The following is a 17,237-nucleotide window of genomic DNA, read 5'->3' as shown; positions in this document are numbered from 1 at the left end:
GACCCATTTTCGTTTCGGGTAAGGGAAACCCCACCCTCGATTTGACCCTAAGTCGGGTTTCCCTGACCTGCTTTGTCTCTCCTTCCCTCTATGGTTCTGGTCATTGATTTTGACTTTATTTTTAGAACCAAATTTTTAGGGAGACGGGACATGACATTGCCAGCAGATGTAAGTCTTTTCGAAGTGATTGGAGTGACGGGATTTGTTCTTTACGTGATCAACTACGGTCTTTTGACGATTGGCAAACTCACATCGCAACAGGCCGGCTATTTCAACCTGAATTGGCTTGCGGCGACTTTTGTTTTGATCGGGTTGATGAGCTCATTCAACCTCGCCTCGGCGCTGATCCAAGTGTTTTGGATCGTGATTTCAAGCTGGGGGATTTATGTGCGGTTTGGAAAGAAAGCTGGCAACAGCACGGACACGCTGGTTCAAAGCGTCGCTTAAAGACCAGCTGCAACCCTTTGGACAGTCGCCAATCGTTCTCTGTTAGGCGGGTGTGTCCCTAAGAAGCGATTGCCCGGGTCAGGGATGCGATTAAAGAACTGAGCGCCGTTAATCGGGTCGAATCCGGCACGTGCAGCGATGATTGTACCGAGGGCGTCTGCCTCTAGTTCGAAGTCTTGGGAATAGGTACGAAAGCCGATCGCCGCCCCGATCTGCTGTGCAGCCTCGGCGGCGGCCCCTTCCCCACCAAACAGAGCCCCAGCTATCGTTGCACCGAGTTGCGCGTTTTGGCGGGACTGTTGAAGATGTCCCCGAATGTGGTGTGCCGCCTCATGGGCCATGATGAAGGCAAGTTCGTCGCGGTTTCGGGTCACAGCAATGAGCGAAACGGTAAATCCGATAATGGGGCGTCCATCGTCATCTTCTGTTTGGAACGCGTTCGGCGACGCGTTTACTGTGTCATCGACTACAATTCGAAAATCGCAATTCACATCGTTTGTTCGTTCTCGGCAAACACGTTCCGCGACAGGTTCAACGGCATTGACCACCGCTACGAAATTTCGCCGTGCTTCGCGAGGCGGGACACGTTCTTCTATTGGTCGAAAGAGCGACGCCGGCGCTTTTGACAGCGTGCCGTCTGGCGGCCGCTGTTGTGGCGCGGGCGCGCAGGACGCCAAGACGGCAAGAAGGAGTGCTATAGTTGGGAGGCGCATCCGGTCGATCATTGTTGCTGTGACCATAAAATAGCATCTGAAACCGCGGTTGCCAGAGCCCTGACCCCACGTTTTCGTTAAGCGCGGGTCTTTGCTTGCAACCGGAATTGAGCACGATAGGCTGCGGTTATGTTTACGATTGAGCACGAATTTGACGCCACCATCGTGACCCTGATGGATGAGGCCGACGCCCCGCTAAAAGAAGATGTGATCATTCACGCGTTCGAGGATTGCGTGACGGTGACGCAATATGACCCTCGGCTGAAGGAAGACCGCGTTGTGACACTGTCCCTGACGCAGCTGCGCGATTTGGGAGCCGCCTTGGATTTGCCCGAAGGCGTGTATCAATTGAGAGAAGAAGCGGAGAAGACATGAGCACGGGGTTTTATTGCGACGAACGCAGCTTTTGGCATGGCGGTGGCAATTACGCGGGGCTGCTGCCGGTAGGTGGTTTGGTTCAACCGTCTGAGACGGCTGGATTGCCGGAAAGCCCTGAGACAAAGCGGCGTTTGAAGAACCTGATGGAAGTGACCGGTTTGATCCATGATCTGGCTGTCTCAAGCGCGCCTTTGGCCAGTCGGGAAGATTTAGAGCGGGTGCATCCCGCACATTATCTGGATGAGTTTAAGGCGTTGTCGGATGATAAAGGCGGCGAATTGGGTCGCAGGACACCATTTGGGCCGGGTGGCTATGAGTTGGCCGCGCTTTCAGCAGGTTTAAGCAAGGCGGCATTGGCGGCTGTGTTGCGGGGCGAACAAAAGAACGCTTACGCCTTATCACGTCCGCCCGGGCATCATTGTTTGCCGGATTATCCAAATGGTTTCTGTCTGTTCAACAACCTTGCCGTCGCAATTGAAGCGGCAAAGGCGGAAGGGTTGGCAGAGCGCTTTGTCGTGTTGGATTGGGATGTACACCACGGCAATGGAACAGAGGCGATTTACTATGATCGCGACGATGTTCTGACGATCTCTATCCACCAAGATCGCAACTATCCGATGGATACCGGCGCGTTTAAGGATCGAGGCGAAGGGGCTGGCCTTGGCTACAACCTCAATATCCCGTTGCCGCCGGGTGTTGGTCATACCGGGTATTTGCAAGCAATGGAGATGCTCGCCCTGCCCGCGATCCGCGATTTCAAGCCGGATGTGATCATCATTGCCTGTGGGTTTGATGCGGGGGCCAATGATCCGCTGGGGCGGATGTTGGCCACGCATGACACCTTTGCCATGATGACGGATCAGGTGATGGCGCTGGCCGACGAGCTATGTGGCGGCAAGCTGATGATGTCGCATGAGGGCGGCTATTCAGAGAACTACGTGCCGTTTTGCGGCCACGCGGTGCTGCAGCGTATGTCCGGCAGTAGCATCGAAGCGGCTGATCCCTTTGATGGCGTGTTTGATTTGCGGCAACCGGATGCGGCGTTTGATGCCTATTTGACAAGCGTTTTAGAAGGGTTTGCCCAACGTCTGGCGAGTGAGGGGTAATGGCCGATAAGCATGATGCCGCGATGATGGAGAACCTCTATTGGTGGGGCATTCCAACACTGTATCGTTGTCCGAATGAGGGGCCGGAAGGTGCCGATATTGCGCTCGTCGGGGTGCCGCATTCTGTCGGTAACGGCACGACCGAAAGGGACCAGCATCTAGGGCCGCGCGCCTTGCGGAACGTCTCGAGCGTGTCGCGGCGGGTGCATGGGGGCTTTGGTATTGACCCTTGGGCATCAGCTAAGATTGTGGACGTGGGCGATGTGCCCTTCCCTCGCGCGAATGACAATGAAGCGTGCAATGAGGATATCACGCAATTCTATAAGGGAATCGATGCTGCTGGTGCGCGGCCCGTCTCTATCGGTGGGGATCATTCGATTACTGGCGGGATTGTGCAGGCTTTGGGCTGTGGGCAGATCACGAATGGAGAACCAGTTTGTTTTCTGCATTTGGATGCGCATACGGATGTGTTCACCAAGGTGGATCATTTCCTAGGTGCGAAGAAATCGGCAGCGCATTGGGGAGCCTATTTGGCAGATCAGGGTCAGGTTGATCCGACCCATTCGATGCAGATCGGATTGCGGGGCCATGCGCGGACGCTCGATTGGCTGCAACCGTCTTATGACTATGGCTACAACGTTGTGACGATGAAGGAGTTCCGCAAGCGCGGGCTTGAGGATGTTGTGGCACAGGCGCGTGAGGTACTGGCGGGCAAGCCGGTTTACATCACCTTTGATCTCGATTGTCTTGATCCGACGATTGCGCCGGGTGTCTCGAATATTGAGCCCGGTGAGAAAGGGTTTGATATTGATGAGGCCGTCGGGCTTTTGCACGCCGTGCGCGGGTTGAACATCGTTGGTGGGGATGTGGTTTGCATGATGCCCACAAAGGACAGCCCCAATCAAATCACGGCGTTGACGGCGAGTGCTGTGATGTTTGAGATGATTTCGATGATGGCGGAGAACGTGGCTCGGGCTTAGTTCTCGAGAGCCGAATTTCGTACTGTAGGCTTTTCTGCGCGACGACAGGTTCGCGCCCGAACCCGAGGGCGGTTTTGAATTTGCACAGAAGGCTCGTCAAATCGCGAAGAGTACAACCTATTGCAAATCTCACCATTTCGCGCCCGCCCTGGGCGGCGGGGTCGGGCGCGAACCGGATCGCAAGCGATCCGGCGGCAATATTCATAGACTCGATTCTAAAGGCTCAGTTCTGCCCAACGCGTTTTCGCACATCTTCCGCGCTTTCGACGCGCTCTGAATAGCGATCCACCAGCTCATCTTTGCGGGCGCGGGTCAGCCATGTGAAACGGGCCAGTTCCTCCATCACATCGACGATGCGATTGTAGAGGGGGCCGGCTTTCATGCGGCCGTTTTCGAACTCGAGCCAAGCTTTTGGCACAGAAGATTGGTTCGGAATGGTTAAGAGCCGCATCCAACGACCCAAAATGCGCAATTCGTTAACGGTGTTAAAGGATTGAGAGCCGCCGCAAACTTGCATGATGGCGAGTGTCTTGCCTTGCGTCGGGCGGATGCCGCCAATGGGGGCCAAAGGAATCCAGTCGATTTGTGCTTTCATCACAGCGGTCATGGTCCCATGCCGTTCGGGGCTGCACCAGACCATACCTTCGCTCCACATGACCAGATCGCGGAGTTCTTGCACCTTTGGTTGCGTTTCGTCGGCATCACCCGGAAGCGGGAGGCCGCTGGGATTGAAGAATTTTGTCTCGCATCCCAAGGCACGGAGCACCCGCGCTCCTTCTTCGGCTGCGATGCGTGAATAGCTTTGTTCTCGCAAAGACCCATAAAGCAAAAGGATACGCGGCGGATGCCCGGGGTCATTATCAGGCGCAAGTATAGTTCCGTTGATGGGTTTCAGTTGCCCCTCAACGATGTTGGGCAGGTCGGACGTATCTATCAAGCTATTCGGTTGTTTCATGTTCAAGGTGCAGCTTCATATCAATCAGCACCTTTTGTAACTCGGTCGTTTCTTTCAGCAACCGCTTTGCTTCATTGACCGAGATAATTCCGTCTTCGATGGATTGGTTATATTCCCCCATAAGCATGGCAAAACGCTGACTTAGGGCGACAACGTCGGAGTTTATTCCACCCTCTTTGTTCGGCTTTTTGTCATCGTAGGACAGCATGATCCCGTTCAATTCCGCAAGTGCCGAGGTCACATGCGGATAACTCGATTTCGCTTCTAGGGCAGCGACAGCGTCCACCGGCATGAACCGGTCGGCGTGTTCATCGTTGTCCGAGTAGTATCGGCCGAGTGTTGCCTTGGACTTGCCCGTAAGTTCGCAGGCATTTTCGATTCCGACATCCTTGACCAAGGCTTCGGTATGTTTTTTCAGATACCGTCCGTGAAGAGACATAGCCGCCCCCTTCTGTCCCGAAACTAAGTTGATCTAGTTTGCACAGGGATTGCTAAGATTTCCAGCATTGTTTCTGTGAAAACCGTCAATTTCTTATAATTTCCGAGGTTTTATCGACAGAAAAACTTGAACCAGAAACCAAAACCTTGAGGCGATGGCAATAACGGCAACGCAAAAAGAAGTTGCATCCCACCTGCCCTGAATCCGTTTGAAACCCTCCGCTGCTATGCCTATCAGATAGATATGGCAAAGCTCTATTTTCACTACTCAACCATGAATGCAGGGAAGTCGACCGTGCTTTTGCAAGCATCCCACAACTATGTGGAACGCGGGATGCAGACCTATTTGCTGACGGCCAAATTGGACAATCGCGCTGGCGACGCACGGATCGCGAGTCGGATTGGGATCGGAGCGGATGCGGATACCTTTGAATGGGGTGAAGACCTATTCTCGAAGATCGAAAAGCGGCTCACTGAGGGGCCATTTGCTTGCGTGTTTGTCGATGAGGCTCAGTTTTTGGAGCCAGATCAAGTGTGGCAATTAGCACGCGCGGTGGATGATCTGGGTGTGCCGATCATGTGCTACGGGCTGCGGGTAGATTTTCAGGGCAAATTGTTTCCAGGGTCCGCGACCTTGCTGGCTCTGGCAGATGAGATGCGCGAAGTGCGGACGATCTGCCATTGCGGTAAGAAGGCCACGATGGTTGTGCGTCTGGACGAGAACGGTGATGTGCTGAAAGAAGGCGATCAGGTGCAAGTAGGCGGCAATGAAACCTATGTTTCCCTTTGCCGCCGTCATTGGCGCGAGGCCGTTGGCGATTAGACCAGCTGCGGCGGGGTTTCTCCCTTGCTCCATGCAAGGATATTGTCGAGCGCCATTTGCCCCATTTGCTCTCGCACTTCCAAGGCCGACGTCCCAAGATGCGGCAAGAGCACAGCATTTTCCAAAGCACGCAGTCTTTCAGGAACGAAAGGTTCTTTAACGAAGACATCAAGACCCGCGCCCGCAATGTGCCCAGCTTCAAGAACGTCGATCAGCGCGTCTTCATCCACCACATCACCACGGGCCACGTTAACGAAAATGCCGGTTGGTTTCATCGCTGCAAGTGCTTCGCGGTTGATGAGTTGCGTATTGGCTCCGCCGCCCGGCACGGTCACAACGATGATGTCGCATTCGGACATGAGTTGGTTCAGGGTCTCAACTTGGGTCGCGGGAAAATCGACAGATTTTTGCGAGCGGTTGAAGTATTTGATCGGCATTTCAAAGCCAAAATGCGCACGCCGGGCGACGGCTTGGCCGATGCGGCCCATACCGACGATGCCGAGCGTCTTACCCGTAACATGCATGCCAAGCATAAACGTGGGCGTCCAGCCATCCCATTTGCCAGCACGCACGAGCCTTTCGCCTTCACCAGCGCGGCGACAGGTCGCCAAGATCAGCGTCATGGCGATGTCGGCTGTGGCGTCGGTGACGACTTCGGGTGTGTTGGCCACAAAGACACCCGCGGCTCGCGCGGCCTCTACGTCGATGTGGTTGTAGCCGACCCCGAAGTTCCCGATCATTTTGCATCGTGTTGGTTCGGTGAATGCAGCGGCCGAGAATTGGTCCCCTAATGTCGCGAGGATTGCATCATAACTCGCTAAAGCGTCTTTTGCCTCGTCCGGCGTTAGGCCCTCTTCGCGATCCATAACGGTCACTTCGAAATGCGCCTCTGCTGCCGCGATATTGGCGTCAGGGAATTTGCGGGTGAGCAATAGGCGTTTCAATGTAGGCATCCTCCGATCGGTATCTCTTTGTCGGGGGTGGCGAGCACGACACCACCGTCAGCATCGGTGAAACCTAGGACGAGAATCTCAGACATAAAGCGCCCGATTTGGCGTGGCGGGAAATTCACCACGGCCATAACGTAACGACCGACAAGACTCTCGGGCGTATAATGGGCGGTCAGCTGGGCGGAGCTTTTCTTTTCCCCGATCCCCTCGCCAAAATCGACCCAGAGCTTGATCGCCGGTTTGCGGGCCTCTGGATAGGGTTCGGCTTTGACAACCTTGCCGACGCGGATGTCGACTTTGAGGAAATCATCATAGGTAATCTCAGGCGTCACGGGCGAGCTCCTTTGATCTGTCGGTTGCAGCTGCAACGGCGCGGTTGAGCAAAGCTGGGAACCCAGCAGTTTCGCTCATCAAGACCTCGAGTGCTGCTTGCGTGGTGCCATTTGGAGAGGTGACATTGACGCGCAATTGACTGGGGTCTTCATCCGCCGTCATGGCAAGTGCGCCCGCACCTGCGACCGTTGCTTTGGCGAGTTGCATGGAAAGGTCTGCAGGCAAGCCTTGTGCTTCGCCCGCGGCGGCGAGCGTTTCGATCAGGTGAAAGACGTAGGCGGGGCCTGACCCAGAGACACCGGTAACCGCGTCGATTTGGCCTTCAGTATCCAGCCGGACAGTTTGGCCGACGGCGTTCAAGAGCTGTTCGGCCAAGCCCAATGCCGCGTCATCGACGTGGGTGTTGCCGACAAGGGCCGTGATCCCCTGCCCGATGGCTGCGGGTGTGTTGGGCATGGCGCGGACGATGGGAGTTTGATCGCCCAAGACGTCTTCAAACGTGTCGATTGGGGTGCCAGCGGCGACGGAGATAAATAGCGTGTCGCCATTGCCCAGCGCCTGCATAGAAGGAAGGGCCGCGCCCATCATTTGCGGTTTGACGGCGATAAGGGCGACTTTCGGCGTCTCGGGGAGATCGGTGTTCACGTTGACGCCCGTTCCGCGCACCCAATCGGATGGCATCGGATCGATCACATAGACAGAAGACGCGGGCAAACCGCCGTCAAGCCATCCGGCCAACATTGCAGACCCCATCTTGCCGCATCCCAGCAAGACCATTCCATTTTGAGCAATTTCTTCCATCGACCCCTCGCCAAATTTTTGCGGACGGTAGGGGAAGCTTTTGTGATCCGCAAGCGATCTGGGACTGAAGGTTGCGGCTAAGTTTTAAGCCCGCCCGTAGGCCTCGCCAATCGCGACGTTTAGGGCTTCGGCTGGTGACCGGTCGGCCCATGTGACCAGTTGCAGCGCGGGATAGTAGCGCTCGCAGCTGGCGACGGCTGCATTGATCATCGTGTCGACTTGGTCAGGCCCTGCCGATTGATCGCCCGCCAGTACAAGCCCGTAGCGATAGACCATCATTTGCTGTTCGGCCCACCATGTGAAAGCCCCTGCCCAGCATTGATCGTTGATCAGGTTCAACGTCTCGAAAATTGCGGGCATCTTGTCTTCGGGCGGTTCCATTTCATAGGTGCAGATCAGTCGGAGCGTTTCGTCGTAGTTCGACCATGCGAGTGTGATCGAATAGGTTCGCCACTGGCCCTGGACGGCCATTGCAATCTGATCATCATGGATACGGTCAAACTCCCATGCGTGGTGTTCGGCCACATGTTCAACCATATCAATTGGGTGAATTTCATCTGCGTCAAGATACTGCTCGGAAAGTGCCATTGCGTCGCCTCGCCTGTTTTGCGGTGGGGGCGTGGCAGCGCCCCAGCGCTATGTGCCTGCTCAAGGGAAAGTATTTTTATTATCCATCCCCTACGACATATGGTGGGCGCAAGGAGGGGCATCTGTAAAGCTATTTCTTGGGGATAAGTGAAATTTCATGAAAGTTTCATGGGAATAACCTTTTAATAGTGATCGATTGTGCGGTTGCACTCTGCTGCGTGTCCTCACAAGATTATGGCATTCATTTTCAGGAGCCTTCCCATGAACATCGACCTGCTCAAACGCCTTTGCGAAACCCCCGGCGTGCCCGGCCATGAGGAGCGGGTGCGCGAAGTGATAATGTGTGAAATTGCTGATCTGTTTGATGAAGTCACCACCGATCCGATGGGCTCTCTCCATTGTGTGCGCAAGGCCGATAGAGACGGTGCGCCGAAGGTTATGTTGCTGTGCCACATGGATGAGATTGGCTTTCTGGTCAGCCATGTGGACGCGAAAGGTTTTGTCTATGTGCAGCCGGTAGGTGGATTTGATGCGCGCAACCTGTTTTCGCGCCGCGTTTTGGTGTGCACCGATGATGGCGATTTCAAGGGTGTCATGAACCCCGGCGGCAAGCCGGTGCATATTTCCACGCCGGAAGAGCGCAAGAAAATTCCGGCCGTGACCGAGTTCATCATTGATCTTGGCATGGGAGAGCGCGCCAAGGACGTGGTGCATGTTGGTGATTATGTGGTCATGGATGAACCGTTTCTCGATCTGGATGAAAAAGTTGTCTCCAAAGCGCTCGATAACCGGATCGCCTGTTGGTTGGGCGTCGAGACGATAAAGGCGCTTGGCTCCGCGGGACGTGGGGCGGAGGTCCATGTTGTGTTCACCACGCAGGAAGAGGTCGGATTGCGCGGTGCGCGGACCTCAGCCTTTAAGGTGAAACCGGATATCGGGATCGGGATTGATGTGACGCTGTCGTGTGACACGCCGGGTGTGCCGGAAAAGGATTCAACGACAGTTCAGGGGCAAGGGTTTGGCCTTCATATTCGGGATAGTTCTTTCATTGCGGATAAGGGGCTGGTGCGCGACATCGCGAAGCTGGCGGACACCAAAGGCATTCCATACCAACGCACAATCCTTGCCGCGGGTGGTCAGGATGGTGCGGCGGCACAGCAAGCGGCATCCGGTGCACGGGCGGTCGGGATCGTTGTGGGCACGCGCTATGTGCATACTGTGACCGAGATGATTGATAAGACCGATCTTCAGGCCGCGCTTAATATCCTCGTCGCCTATTTGGAAGACTTTGCGTAATCGCTTAGACGCCAGTTCGATCCGTCAAAAGGTCGAGCTTCCATGACCCCAGCCTTGAGGGTTCAACTGTACTTTTTTGTGCAGTTCATGAGTGTTGGCATGGTCAACGCATTTGCGGGGATTTGGTTTGACACCCAAGGGCTATCCTCGGTTCAGATTGGTGCCTTGAGCGCTATTCCAAACATCATCGTCTTGCTGATCGTTGTCTTCGTCGGGCGCATTGCGGATCGGGCGAGCGATTGGCGACAGGTCATCATCTTTTGCGCCATCATCTCGGCCCTTGCGCCAGTGGGTTTGATCTATGTCACAGGCTTCCTCGGCATCCTCTTTTTCTGGAGCGTTGGGAGCATTGCCCAGCGTACGGCATTGCCGGTCACTGATGCCGCTGGTTTGAGGATGGCGCGTCGGGAAGGCCTGAACTTTGGCGCGTTTCGCGGGCTTTCTACGCTTGGCTATCTTTTGGTGATCATCTTTGCCGGTTTTGCATTGCGAGATCGGGGTGTGGAGGTGTTTCTGCCTTTGTTCATCGGGCTGGGTTTGTTGCGGGGACTGGCGTCCCTCTTTTTGCCAAAGATGCGCGCCCCCGAAGCAGTACATGCATCTAGGTCGGCGGGGAATTTAAGGTCGCTCATGAAGGCGTGGTTTCTGCTTCCGATTATCGGCTATGCGCTCTTAGATACGCCTCACTTGATCCTCAACTCCTTCCAAGGGCTGTTGTGGGCGCGTCAGGGCGTATCGACCGAAACTATTGGCTTGCTCATCGCGCTTGGTGCGGCGGCTGAGACCGCGATGTTCTTTGCCTTTGCACATGTCGCCAAACGGTTCCCGCCAATCACCTTGCTTCTGATCGGTGTGGCCGCTTCGATCTTTCGCTGGTTGGCAATGGCAACATCCCCGGAGGTTCCCGCGTTGATCGGGCTGCAAACGCTACACGCAGTCACCTACGCTTCTGCCTTTCTCGCCATCACAAACTATGTCGCCGACAACGTGAGCGAAGACAACGCAGCACAAGCGCAAAGCTTGATCGTCAACTTTGAGCTTGTCTTGTCATCGTTGGGTATGATGCTGTTTGGCTGGCTTGTTGGCCATTATGGCGCGTATTCCTACGTCGCCTCGGCCGCGATGGCGGCCATCGCAGGCATCCTGATCTTGCTCGGGCGGCAGATGCGCCCAGCGGATGAGGCTACTTCTTCTTAGCTTCCAGCGCTTCAATCCGCGCCAAGAGGGCTGCGTTTTCTTCGCGCGCTTTTTGGGCCATGGCACGGACGGCATCAAATTCTTCGCGGGTGACAAAATCACGGTCAGCCATCCAACGATCCATCATGGATTTCATCGCTGTATTCGCTTCGTCCTTAGCCCCTTGGGCCACGCCCATAGCGTTGGTCATCAACTGGCTTAGGTCATCAAAAATTTTGCTGCGCTGGTTCATTGTGAACCTCCAGAATTTGCTGTTCTGACCTCTATATGGGGCCAAGCCTAGAAAGCTGCAACAGGGCCTGTTGACTTCGCCGCCCTTGCGCCACAGGAATAGCGCCATGTTAGGCGCAATTTCCTTTCCGAATATCAGCCCCGAAATCTTCTCGATTGAGCTGTTTGGCTTCAATTTGGCCCTGAGATGGTACGCATTGTCTTATATTGTAGGCATCGCGCTAGGGTGGTTTTTGATTGCCGCGACGTTGAAACGACCGCAGCTGTGGCCAAATGACACGCCGCCGATGGACAAATCCTATCTAGAGGATTTGCTGACATATATCGTGATTGGCGTGATTGCTGGCGGGCGGTTGGGCTACGTTCTGATTTACGATCCGGCGCATTTTATTCAGAACCCTTTGGAAATTCTCATGATATGGACGGGCGGCCTGTCGTTTCACGGTGGCTTTCTGGGTGTGATCATCGCCGTGACGCTGTTTAGTCGCCGTAAATCGGTTCCTTTGCCGCAATTGTCGGATGTCATCGCGCTTGCCGCGACACCGGCGATCCTGCTGGTACGCTGTGCGAATTTCATCAATGGCGAGTTGTGGGGACGGCCGACAGACGTGCCTTGGGGCGTGATTTTCCCCAGCGCGGCAGCGCAGGACTGTCCAGAGGTCGTGGACATCCTATGTGCACGGCACCCGTCACAGCTTTATGAAGCGGCTTTGGAAGGGTTATTGTTGGGCGCCCTGCTCTTCTACCTCGCGTTCCGGCGGAGGGCGTTCAAAATGCCGTGGCTGATGACCGGCGTCTTCTTCTTTGTCTACGGCACGGCGCGGTTCCTTGTGGAATTCGTGCGCCAGCCTGACGCACAGTTTCGCGGGCCGGATAACCCGCTTGGCTGGGCGCTGGACTTTGGCGAATGGGGCCTGACCATGGGGCAGATCCTGTCGACGCCGATGATCCTGATCGGGTTGGCATTGATCATCACGGCACGGCGCCGCGCGCAATGACCGCGCTTGCGGATGAATTAAAGGCCCGCATTGCGCGGTTTGGACCGGTTACCGTGGCTGAGTATATGGCTGAGTGTCTAATGCACCCGACCCATGGCTATTACACCACCCGCGATCCGCTGGGGAGGGCGGGTGATTTCACGACTGCGCCAGAGATCAGCCAGATGTTTGGGGAGATGGTGGGCTTGTGCCTTGCGCAAGTTTGGATGGATCAGGGGCAACCCTCGCCTTTTACGCTGGCCGAGCTGGGGCCGGGGCGCGGGACGTTGATGGCGGATATACTGCGCGCGGCGCGCGGCGTTCCGGGATTTACGGAGGCGGCGGAGGTTCATTTGGTTGAGGTGTCGCCTACCCTGCGCGCAGCTCAATCAGTCACGGTCGGCGGTGCGATGTTCCATGACAGCGTTGAAAGCCTTCCAGATCAGCCGTTATTTTTGGTGGCGAATGAGTTCTTTGATGCTTTGCCCATTCGCCAGTTTATCCGTGCGGAGGGTGGCTGGTCAGAGCGGATGATTGGGTTGGAAGACGAAGAGTTGGTGTTTGGCCTTTCCGCTGCAGCTCCAATTGCGATGCTTGATGAGAAGTTGGAAAGCACGGCCGTCGGCGACATGATAGAGACCTGTGGAGCTTTGCCGGGCATTGCACATGTTGTGGGCGATTTGATCGCGCGAAACGGCGGTGCGGCGTTGATCATCGACTATGGGGGATGGGATGCACGGGGGGATACATTCCAAGCGGTGAAATATCATCAGAAGGTTGACCCTCTGGCCGAGCCGGGTCAGGCGGACCTGACGGCGCATGTGGATTTCGCCGCCATCGCCGCGGCCGTGCCCTCTGCTGTGACTGAGATGACAGACCAAGGCGTGTTTTTGGAGCGGCTGGGGATCACGCAGCGAGCGCAGAGGCTCGCGCAGAGTTTATCGGGGGATGCGCTGAAAGAGCATATCGCCGCCCATCGCCGCTTGACCCATCCCGACGAAATGGGCCACCTTTTTAAGGTAATCGGACTTTATCCTAACGGGGCGCCGCCCCCGGCTGGTTTGACCCCATGACGCTAGAGATCATCACCGACGACAGTTTGAGCGGAGTCCGCCACGGGTTCTTTACACGTGCGGGCGGGGCGTCTTCGGGGATTTATGAGGGGCTGAACTGCGGTACGGGCAGTCAGGATCAAGACGGGATCGTTGCGATCAACCGACAGCGCGTGGCCGAGGCGATGGGTGTTGAGAGCGATGGGTTGCGGGGTGTGCATCAAGTCCATTCAGCTGACGTGATTGTGGTGGATGGACCAAGCGCCGAAAAACCTAAAGCCGACGCTATTGTGACGGCGACAAAAGGGGTCGCGCTTTCGATTTTGACGGCGGATTGCCAGCCAGTTCTATTCGCTGACCAAGAGGCCGGTGTGATTGGTGCGGCCCATGCAGGGTGGAAAGGCGCAAAAGATGGCGTCTTAGAAAACACAGTTGACGCCATGGTTGAATTGGGTGCGCGCGTTAAAAACATAGTCGCTGTAATTGGCCCAAGCATCAGCCAACGCGCCTATGAGGTGGGACCAGAGTTTTTTGACGCGTTCGTTGATGAGGACGAAAGCGCTGCCCGTTTCTTTGCGCAAGGGGCTGGCGACCGGATGCAGTTTGATTTGCCCGCCTTTGGTTTAGCGAAGCTGCGGGAGGCAGGCGTCACACAAACAAGCTGGACGCGGCACTGTACGTATAGCGACCCTGAGCGGTTCTATAGCTACCGCAGATCGGTGCATCAGAAGGAAGCGGATTACGGACGGTTGATTTCGGTCATCACCCTTTGATCTGGGCAGGATTGGGGCGAAAGGCCGCCGTAGGATTGCCTCAATTTCCGAAACAATGAACTTTGAATCTGCTTTTTTGTTTCCGTTCCGGCCCGTAGGCCCTTGTTTATAAGGGCTTCGCGCAATGCCGACACGGAAAAACGGGTGCTTTGGCAATTCGCGAAAAAAAGTTTCGAAAAAAAATCGTCGCTGCCCAACTGATGCCAAAACTGGAGATCAGATTGTTCTCAACGCCGAAACAAATACGGCACCAACATTGAGGATGGAGCAGCCTGATGAAAACGAAGAAGCGCTGGATCGAAAACACAATCAAAGCCGCCGCTGAGTGCGATGTGCAAATGCCATGGGAACGTGGCGCGCGGCGCAAAGCGTTTATCTCTCGCCGGACGGACGCTGAAGGTCGCGAAATTTGTGTGTCATTGGCCCCGATACCATCCTGGATGATGGAAGCTGTCAGCGCTTAATCTCCCAGATTCCCCGAATTCCCTCGTTTGCCTGCCTCAGGGCAACGCACTTTGCCCGGTCCATCGCGACCGGGCTTTTTTGATTCTGGTCGCAAGCGATGCCGATTCTCAGCAAATGTGGCAGCCTTGATCTCGTGACGTAAACAATGACCGCGCCGAGGGGTCGATTGGTCTCTACTCCACGCTGAAGTCGGGCAAATTTTGACTCTGTTAACCCGTTTTTGCCATTTTCGTATCAACAGCAACGCTCCTCAGAAGTTGCCGGTGGGGGCCGGCTTTTGTGACAAACCGAAAGGTGCGCCACATGGACACGACCCTCTCCACCGTCGCAGGCCTCGCGACGGAAAATTATTCCTCATCGGTCCAAACGGATCGGTATGCTAGTCAAGATGGGCGATCTGTGCGCTCACGGCCTCTGATGCGCCGCTATGAGATCGCCCATCTGAACTCCTCCAACGAAATTGAATACGTCACGCGTTTGGCACCGGCGGTAAAAGCATTTGAAGATTGCTTTGGTGTACTTGGACGCGGGGCGATCCTTCAAACAGCGCTTGGCCCCACGGCTGTGGAAGACCTTTTGCCGGGTGATCAAGTCATGACGTCCTCAAGCGGGTTGCAGACCCTTCTTTGGAAGGGGTCGATGACGCTTGTTCCAAATTACGAAAACATGCGGCCAGAGAGTTGCAGTATGACGCGGATTCCGGCTGACTCTTTTGGCTTGGGTCGCCCGACGCCTGATTTGGTGCTGGGGCCCGCTGCGCGTATTCTGCATAAGACAACAGGTATTCGGACCCTGACAGGATCAGATGCAGCCTTCATTCCTGCTGCGGATTTTGTCGATCAGTCACAATTCATCTCACTCACGCCAGCATCGCCGGTCAATGTGTATCAGATCGGTTTTGAGCAGCACGAGCGTGTGTCGGTGAATGGGATTGAAGTCGAGAGCCTGCATCCCGGCGCGTTGCACACGTTGAACCTGTTGCCGGAGTATCAGCAGCTGCTTATGTCGCTGTTCCCACACAAGATCGCGTTCGGTGATTTTGGCTCCATGATCCATCCGCGCTTGCGGTTGAAAGACTTGGATATCTTCGAGACGATTTAGGCCTCTTTCGCGAGGCGCTCTTCAAGCACATCAAATGGCACGCCGGGTTCGTCTTTCGCCCCTCGGATAACAAGCGATGTCTTCACCGATGCGACGTTGTCCGCACTGGTGAGTTCTTCGGTTAGGAAACGTTGGAAGGTGCGTAGGTCGGGCGCCACGCATTTCAGGATAAAATCCACTTCGCCGTTGAGCATGTGACATTCTCGAACCAGCGGCCAACCTTGGCACAGCTCTTCGAAAGCGGACAAATCCGCTTCAGCCTGACTGACCAGACCGACCATTGCGAAGACCTGCACTTCAAAACCCAGTTCGCGCGGGTCTACGTTGGCATGATAACCGCGTACGAACCCTTGCTCTTCCAGTGTGCGCACACGACGCAGACAGGGAGGCGCGGAAATCCCAACGCGTTTGGCCAATTCAACATTCGTCATCCGACCATCCGCCTGCAATTCAGCAAGAATCATACGATCGATGTCGTCTAGTTTAGTGCCTGGCATGGCGTCCCCCTGGATTTTGTCGAATGATACGCTGATCTGAGCGAGTGCGCAATAATATTTCAATATTGCGCAAGATCATATCTCTATTGAATGTTCAAGAGAAGTCTTTGGCGGGGCTTCCCTCTGTTTTGTTGGGCCATTATATCGGGTTAGCACACTCCAAAAACAAGGCTGCCCCAATGTCCGAAACCCGCCATACCAAAGTACTGATCATCGGCTCCGGCCCAGCTGGATATTCCGCTGGTGTTTATGCCTCTCGTGCGATGTTGGAACCGATTTTGGTGCAGGGGATTGAGCCCGGCGGGCAATTGACGACCACGACCGAAGTTGAAAACTGGCCTGGCGATACAGAGGTGCAAGGGCCTGACCTGATGGTGCGGATGGAAGCCCATGCGCGCGCCATGGGATGCGAGATCATTGGCGACATTATCACCAGTCTTGATTTGCAAAACCGACCGTTCACCGCGCAATCCGATAGTGGGACCGCATATACGGCGGATGCCGTGATTTTGTGCACCGGTGCGCGAGCAAAGTGGCTGGGACTGCCTTCTGAAGAGACGTTCAAAGGGTTTGGTGTTTCCGCTTGTGCGACCTGCGACGGGTTCTTTTATCGCGGGCAGGAGATTGTCGTTGTTGGTGGCGGGAATACGGCCGTGGAAGAGGCGCTGTTCCTGACGAACTTTGCTTCCAAGGTGACATTGATCCATCGCCGCGACGAATTGCGGGCGGAGAAGATCCTGCAGGATCGTTTATTCAAGAACGAAAAGATCGAGCCACTTTGGTTCCATGAGGTTGATGAAGTGATTGGCGCTGACAGCCCGCTGGGCGTGGAAGGCGTGAAGGTCAAACACACCAAGACCGGTGAGATCACAGAAATCCCGTGCAAGGGCGTGTTTGTTGCGATCGGTCATGCTCCAGCTTCGGAGCTGGTGAAAGACCAATTGGAAACCCATATGGGAGGCTATGTGAAGGTGGAAACTGGTTCTACAAGAACGGCCATTCCCGGGGTGTTTGCGGCTGGCGATCTGACCGATCACATCTATCGGCAGGCGGTCACCTCGGCGGGAATGGGTTGTATGGCGGCTTTGGATGCTGAGAAGTTCCTCGCTGAGAACGAATAGGCCTGATCATCTCCA

22 protein-coding genes are annotated in these 17,237 nt (G+C 55.4%); 13 read left to right on the top strand and 9 right to left on the bottom strand.

Features of this window, described 5'->3' with window-relative positions:
- Positions 1-150: 150 nt before the first annotated feature.
- Entirely contained in the window at positions 151-447 is a 297-nt protein-coding gene (locus BUA85_RS14605) for a CBU_0592 family membrane protein (protein WP_072902543.1), read from the top strand.
- Here the strand turns inward: BUA85_RS14605 and BUA85_RS14600 are convergent.
- On the bottom strand, positions 444-1,187 hold the full coding sequence (locus tag BUA85_RS14600; RefSeq protein WP_242649077.1) for a M48 family metallopeptidase: 744 nt from the start codon (positions 1,185-1,187) through the stop codon (positions 444-446). The two genes, BUA85_RS14605 and BUA85_RS14600, sit on opposite strands and share 4 nt — an antisense overlap.
- A 102-nt stretch (positions 1,188-1,289) precedes the next feature.
- On the opposite strand from BUA85_RS14600, the gene BUA85_RS14595 reads away from it, so the two are divergent.
- Genes BUA85_RS14595 through BUA85_RS14585 form a run of 3 tightly spaced genes read left to right on the top strand, consistent with a single transcriptional unit; the run spans position 1,290 to position 3,624 of the window.
- Positions 1,290-1,535, top strand: a complete 246-nt coding sequence (locus tag BUA85_RS14595) for a hypothetical protein (RefSeq protein ID WP_072902368.1) — start codon at positions 1,290-1,292, stop codon at positions 1,533-1,535.
- Positions 1,532-2,644 carry a class II histone deacetylase gene (locus BUA85_RS14590; RefSeq protein WP_072902366.1) on the top strand — a complete coding sequence of 371 codons (1,113 nt, stop codon included), beginning with the start codon at positions 1,532-1,534 and terminating at the stop codon, positions 2,642-2,644. Before BUA85_RS14595 ends, BUA85_RS14590 begins: the two co-directional genes overlap by 4 nt.
- Positions 2,644-3,624, top strand: a complete 981-nt coding sequence (locus tag BUA85_RS14585; RefSeq protein ID WP_072902364.1) for an arginase family protein — start codon at positions 2,644-2,646, stop codon at positions 3,622-3,624. The genes BUA85_RS14590 and BUA85_RS14585 overlap by 1 nt, the downstream gene beginning before the upstream one ends.
- A 223-nt stretch (positions 3,625-3,847) precedes the next feature.
- Here the strand turns inward: BUA85_RS14585 and arsH are convergent, their stop codons facing one another.
- Both arsH and BUA85_RS14575 read right to left on the bottom strand, forming a co-directional pair.
- A complete protein-coding gene (gene arsH / locus BUA85_RS14580) occupies positions 3,848-4,579 on the bottom strand; it encodes an arsenical resistance protein ArsH (RefSeq protein WP_072902362.1) in 732 nt (243 codons plus the stop codon).
- Positions 4,563-5,018 carry a hypothetical protein gene (locus tag BUA85_RS14575; protein WP_072902361.1) on the bottom strand — a complete coding sequence of 152 codons (456 nt, stop codon included), beginning with the start codon at positions 5,016-5,018 and terminating at the stop codon, positions 4,563-4,565. The genes arsH and BUA85_RS14575 overlap by 17 nt, the downstream gene beginning before the upstream one ends.
- Positions 5,019-5,261: 243 nt before the next feature.
- Between BUA85_RS14575 and BUA85_RS14570 the strand changes: the two genes are divergently transcribed.
- Positions 5,262-5,840, top strand: coding sequence for a thymidine kinase (locus BUA85_RS14570; protein ID WP_072902359.1), 579 nt, complete (start codon positions 5,262-5,264; stop codon positions 5,838-5,840).
- On the opposite strand, the gene BUA85_RS14565 is transcribed toward BUA85_RS14570, so the two are convergent.
- The 4 genes from BUA85_RS14565 to BUA85_RS14550 all read right to left on the bottom strand — a co-directional run bounded on the left by BUA85_RS14565 (position 5,837) and on the right by BUA85_RS14550 (position 8,512).
- On the bottom strand, positions 5,837-6,784 hold the full coding sequence (locus BUA85_RS14565) for a 2-hydroxyacid dehydrogenase (RefSeq protein WP_242649076.1): 948 nt from the start codon (positions 6,782-6,784) through the stop codon (positions 5,837-5,839). The genes BUA85_RS14570 and BUA85_RS14565 overlap by 4 nt on opposite strands.
- The gene (locus BUA85_RS14560; RefSeq protein ID WP_072902355.1) at positions 6,781-7,122 is read right to left on the bottom strand and encodes a tRNA-binding protein; all 342 of its coding nucleotides are present in this window, start codon (positions 7,120-7,122) and stop codon (positions 6,781-6,783) included. The genes BUA85_RS14565 and BUA85_RS14560 overlap by 4 nt, the downstream gene beginning before the upstream one ends.
- A complete protein-coding gene (gene proC / locus BUA85_RS14555) occupies positions 7,112-7,924 on the bottom strand; it encodes a pyrroline-5-carboxylate reductase (protein WP_072902353.1) in 813 nt (270 codons plus the stop codon). Before proC ends, BUA85_RS14560 begins: the two co-directional genes overlap by 11 nt.
- 84 nt (positions 7,925-8,008) lie before the next feature.
- Positions 8,009-8,512 (bottom strand): type III secretion system chaperone family protein, encoded by a 504-nt coding sequence (locus BUA85_RS14550; protein ID WP_072902350.1) that lies wholly within the window; start codon positions 8,510-8,512, stop codon positions 8,009-8,011.
- A gap of 261 nt (positions 8,513-8,773) precedes the next feature.
- On the opposite strand from BUA85_RS14550, the gene BUA85_RS14545 reads away from it, so the two are divergent.
- Positions 8,774-9,808 (top strand): M42 family metallopeptidase, encoded by a 1,035-nt coding sequence (locus tag BUA85_RS14545; protein ID WP_072902348.1) that lies wholly within the window; start codon positions 8,774-8,776, stop codon positions 9,806-9,808.
- A gap of 42 nt (positions 9,809-9,850) precedes the next feature.
- The gene (locus BUA85_RS14540; protein WP_072902342.1) at positions 9,851-11,005 is read left to right on the top strand and encodes an MFS transporter; all 1,155 of its coding nucleotides are present in this window, start codon (positions 9,851-9,853) and stop codon (positions 11,003-11,005) included.
- Here the strand turns inward: BUA85_RS14540 and BUA85_RS14535 are convergent.
- On the bottom strand, positions 10,992-11,237 hold the full coding sequence (locus BUA85_RS14535) for an accessory factor UbiK family protein (RefSeq protein WP_072902539.1): 246 nt from the start codon (positions 11,235-11,237) through the stop codon (positions 10,992-10,994). The genes BUA85_RS14540 and BUA85_RS14535 overlap by 14 nt on opposite strands.
- Before the next feature lie 106 nt (positions 11,238-11,343).
- Here BUA85_RS14535 and lgt point away from each other — a divergent pair, with 106 nt between their 5' ends.
- The 5 genes from lgt to BUA85_RS14510 all read left to right on the top strand — a co-directional run bounded on the left by lgt (position 11,344) and on the right by BUA85_RS14510 (position 15,604).
- A complete protein-coding gene (gene lgt / locus BUA85_RS14530) occupies positions 11,344-12,234 on the top strand; it encodes a prolipoprotein diacylglyceryl transferase (RefSeq protein ID WP_072902341.1) in 891 nt (296 codons plus the stop codon).
- Positions 12,231-13,286 carry a class I SAM-dependent methyltransferase gene (locus BUA85_RS14525; RefSeq protein ID WP_072902339.1) on the top strand — a complete coding sequence of 352 codons (1,056 nt, stop codon included), beginning with the start codon at positions 12,231-12,233 and terminating at the stop codon, positions 13,284-13,286. Before lgt ends, BUA85_RS14525 begins: the two co-directional genes overlap by 4 nt.
- Positions 13,283-14,038 carry a peptidoglycan editing factor PgeF gene (gene pgeF, locus BUA85_RS14520; RefSeq protein WP_072902337.1) on the top strand — a complete coding sequence of 252 codons (756 nt, stop codon included), beginning with the start codon at positions 13,283-13,285 and terminating at the stop codon, positions 14,036-14,038. The genes BUA85_RS14525 and pgeF overlap by 4 nt, the downstream gene beginning before the upstream one ends.
- Before the next feature lie 275 nt (positions 14,039-14,313).
- A complete protein-coding gene (locus tag BUA85_RS14515; protein WP_072902335.1) occupies positions 14,314-14,502 on the top strand; it encodes a hypothetical protein in 189 nt (62 codons plus the stop codon).
- A 304-nt stretch (positions 14,503-14,806) separates the two neighbouring features.
- Entirely contained in the window at positions 14,807-15,604 is a 798-nt protein-coding gene (locus BUA85_RS14510) for a Hint domain-containing protein (RefSeq protein WP_072902334.1), read from the top strand.
- On the opposite strand, the gene BUA85_RS14505 is transcribed toward BUA85_RS14510, so the two are convergent.
- Positions 15,601-16,101 (bottom strand): Lrp/AsnC family transcriptional regulator, encoded by a 501-nt coding sequence (locus BUA85_RS14505; protein ID WP_072902538.1) that lies wholly within the window; start codon positions 16,099-16,101, stop codon positions 15,601-15,603. The two genes, BUA85_RS14510 and BUA85_RS14505, sit on opposite strands and share 4 nt — an antisense overlap.
- A 179-nt stretch (positions 16,102-16,280) precedes the next feature.
- Between BUA85_RS14505 and trxB the strand changes: the two genes are divergently transcribed.
- Positions 16,281-17,222, top strand: a complete 942-nt coding sequence (trxB, locus tag BUA85_RS14500) for a thioredoxin-disulfide reductase (RefSeq protein ID WP_072902536.1) — start codon at positions 16,281-16,283, stop codon at positions 17,220-17,222.
- Positions 17,223-17,237 lie beyond the last annotated feature (15 nt).

This window comes from Cognatiyoonia sediminum, from assembly GCF_900129845.1.
GTDB lineage: Bacteria > Pseudomonadota > Alphaproteobacteria > Rhodobacterales > Rhodobacteraceae > Cognatiyoonia > Cognatiyoonia sediminum.
Note: the sequence above shows the minus strand (reverse complement) of the source record. Positions and strands in the feature narration are given on the sequence as shown.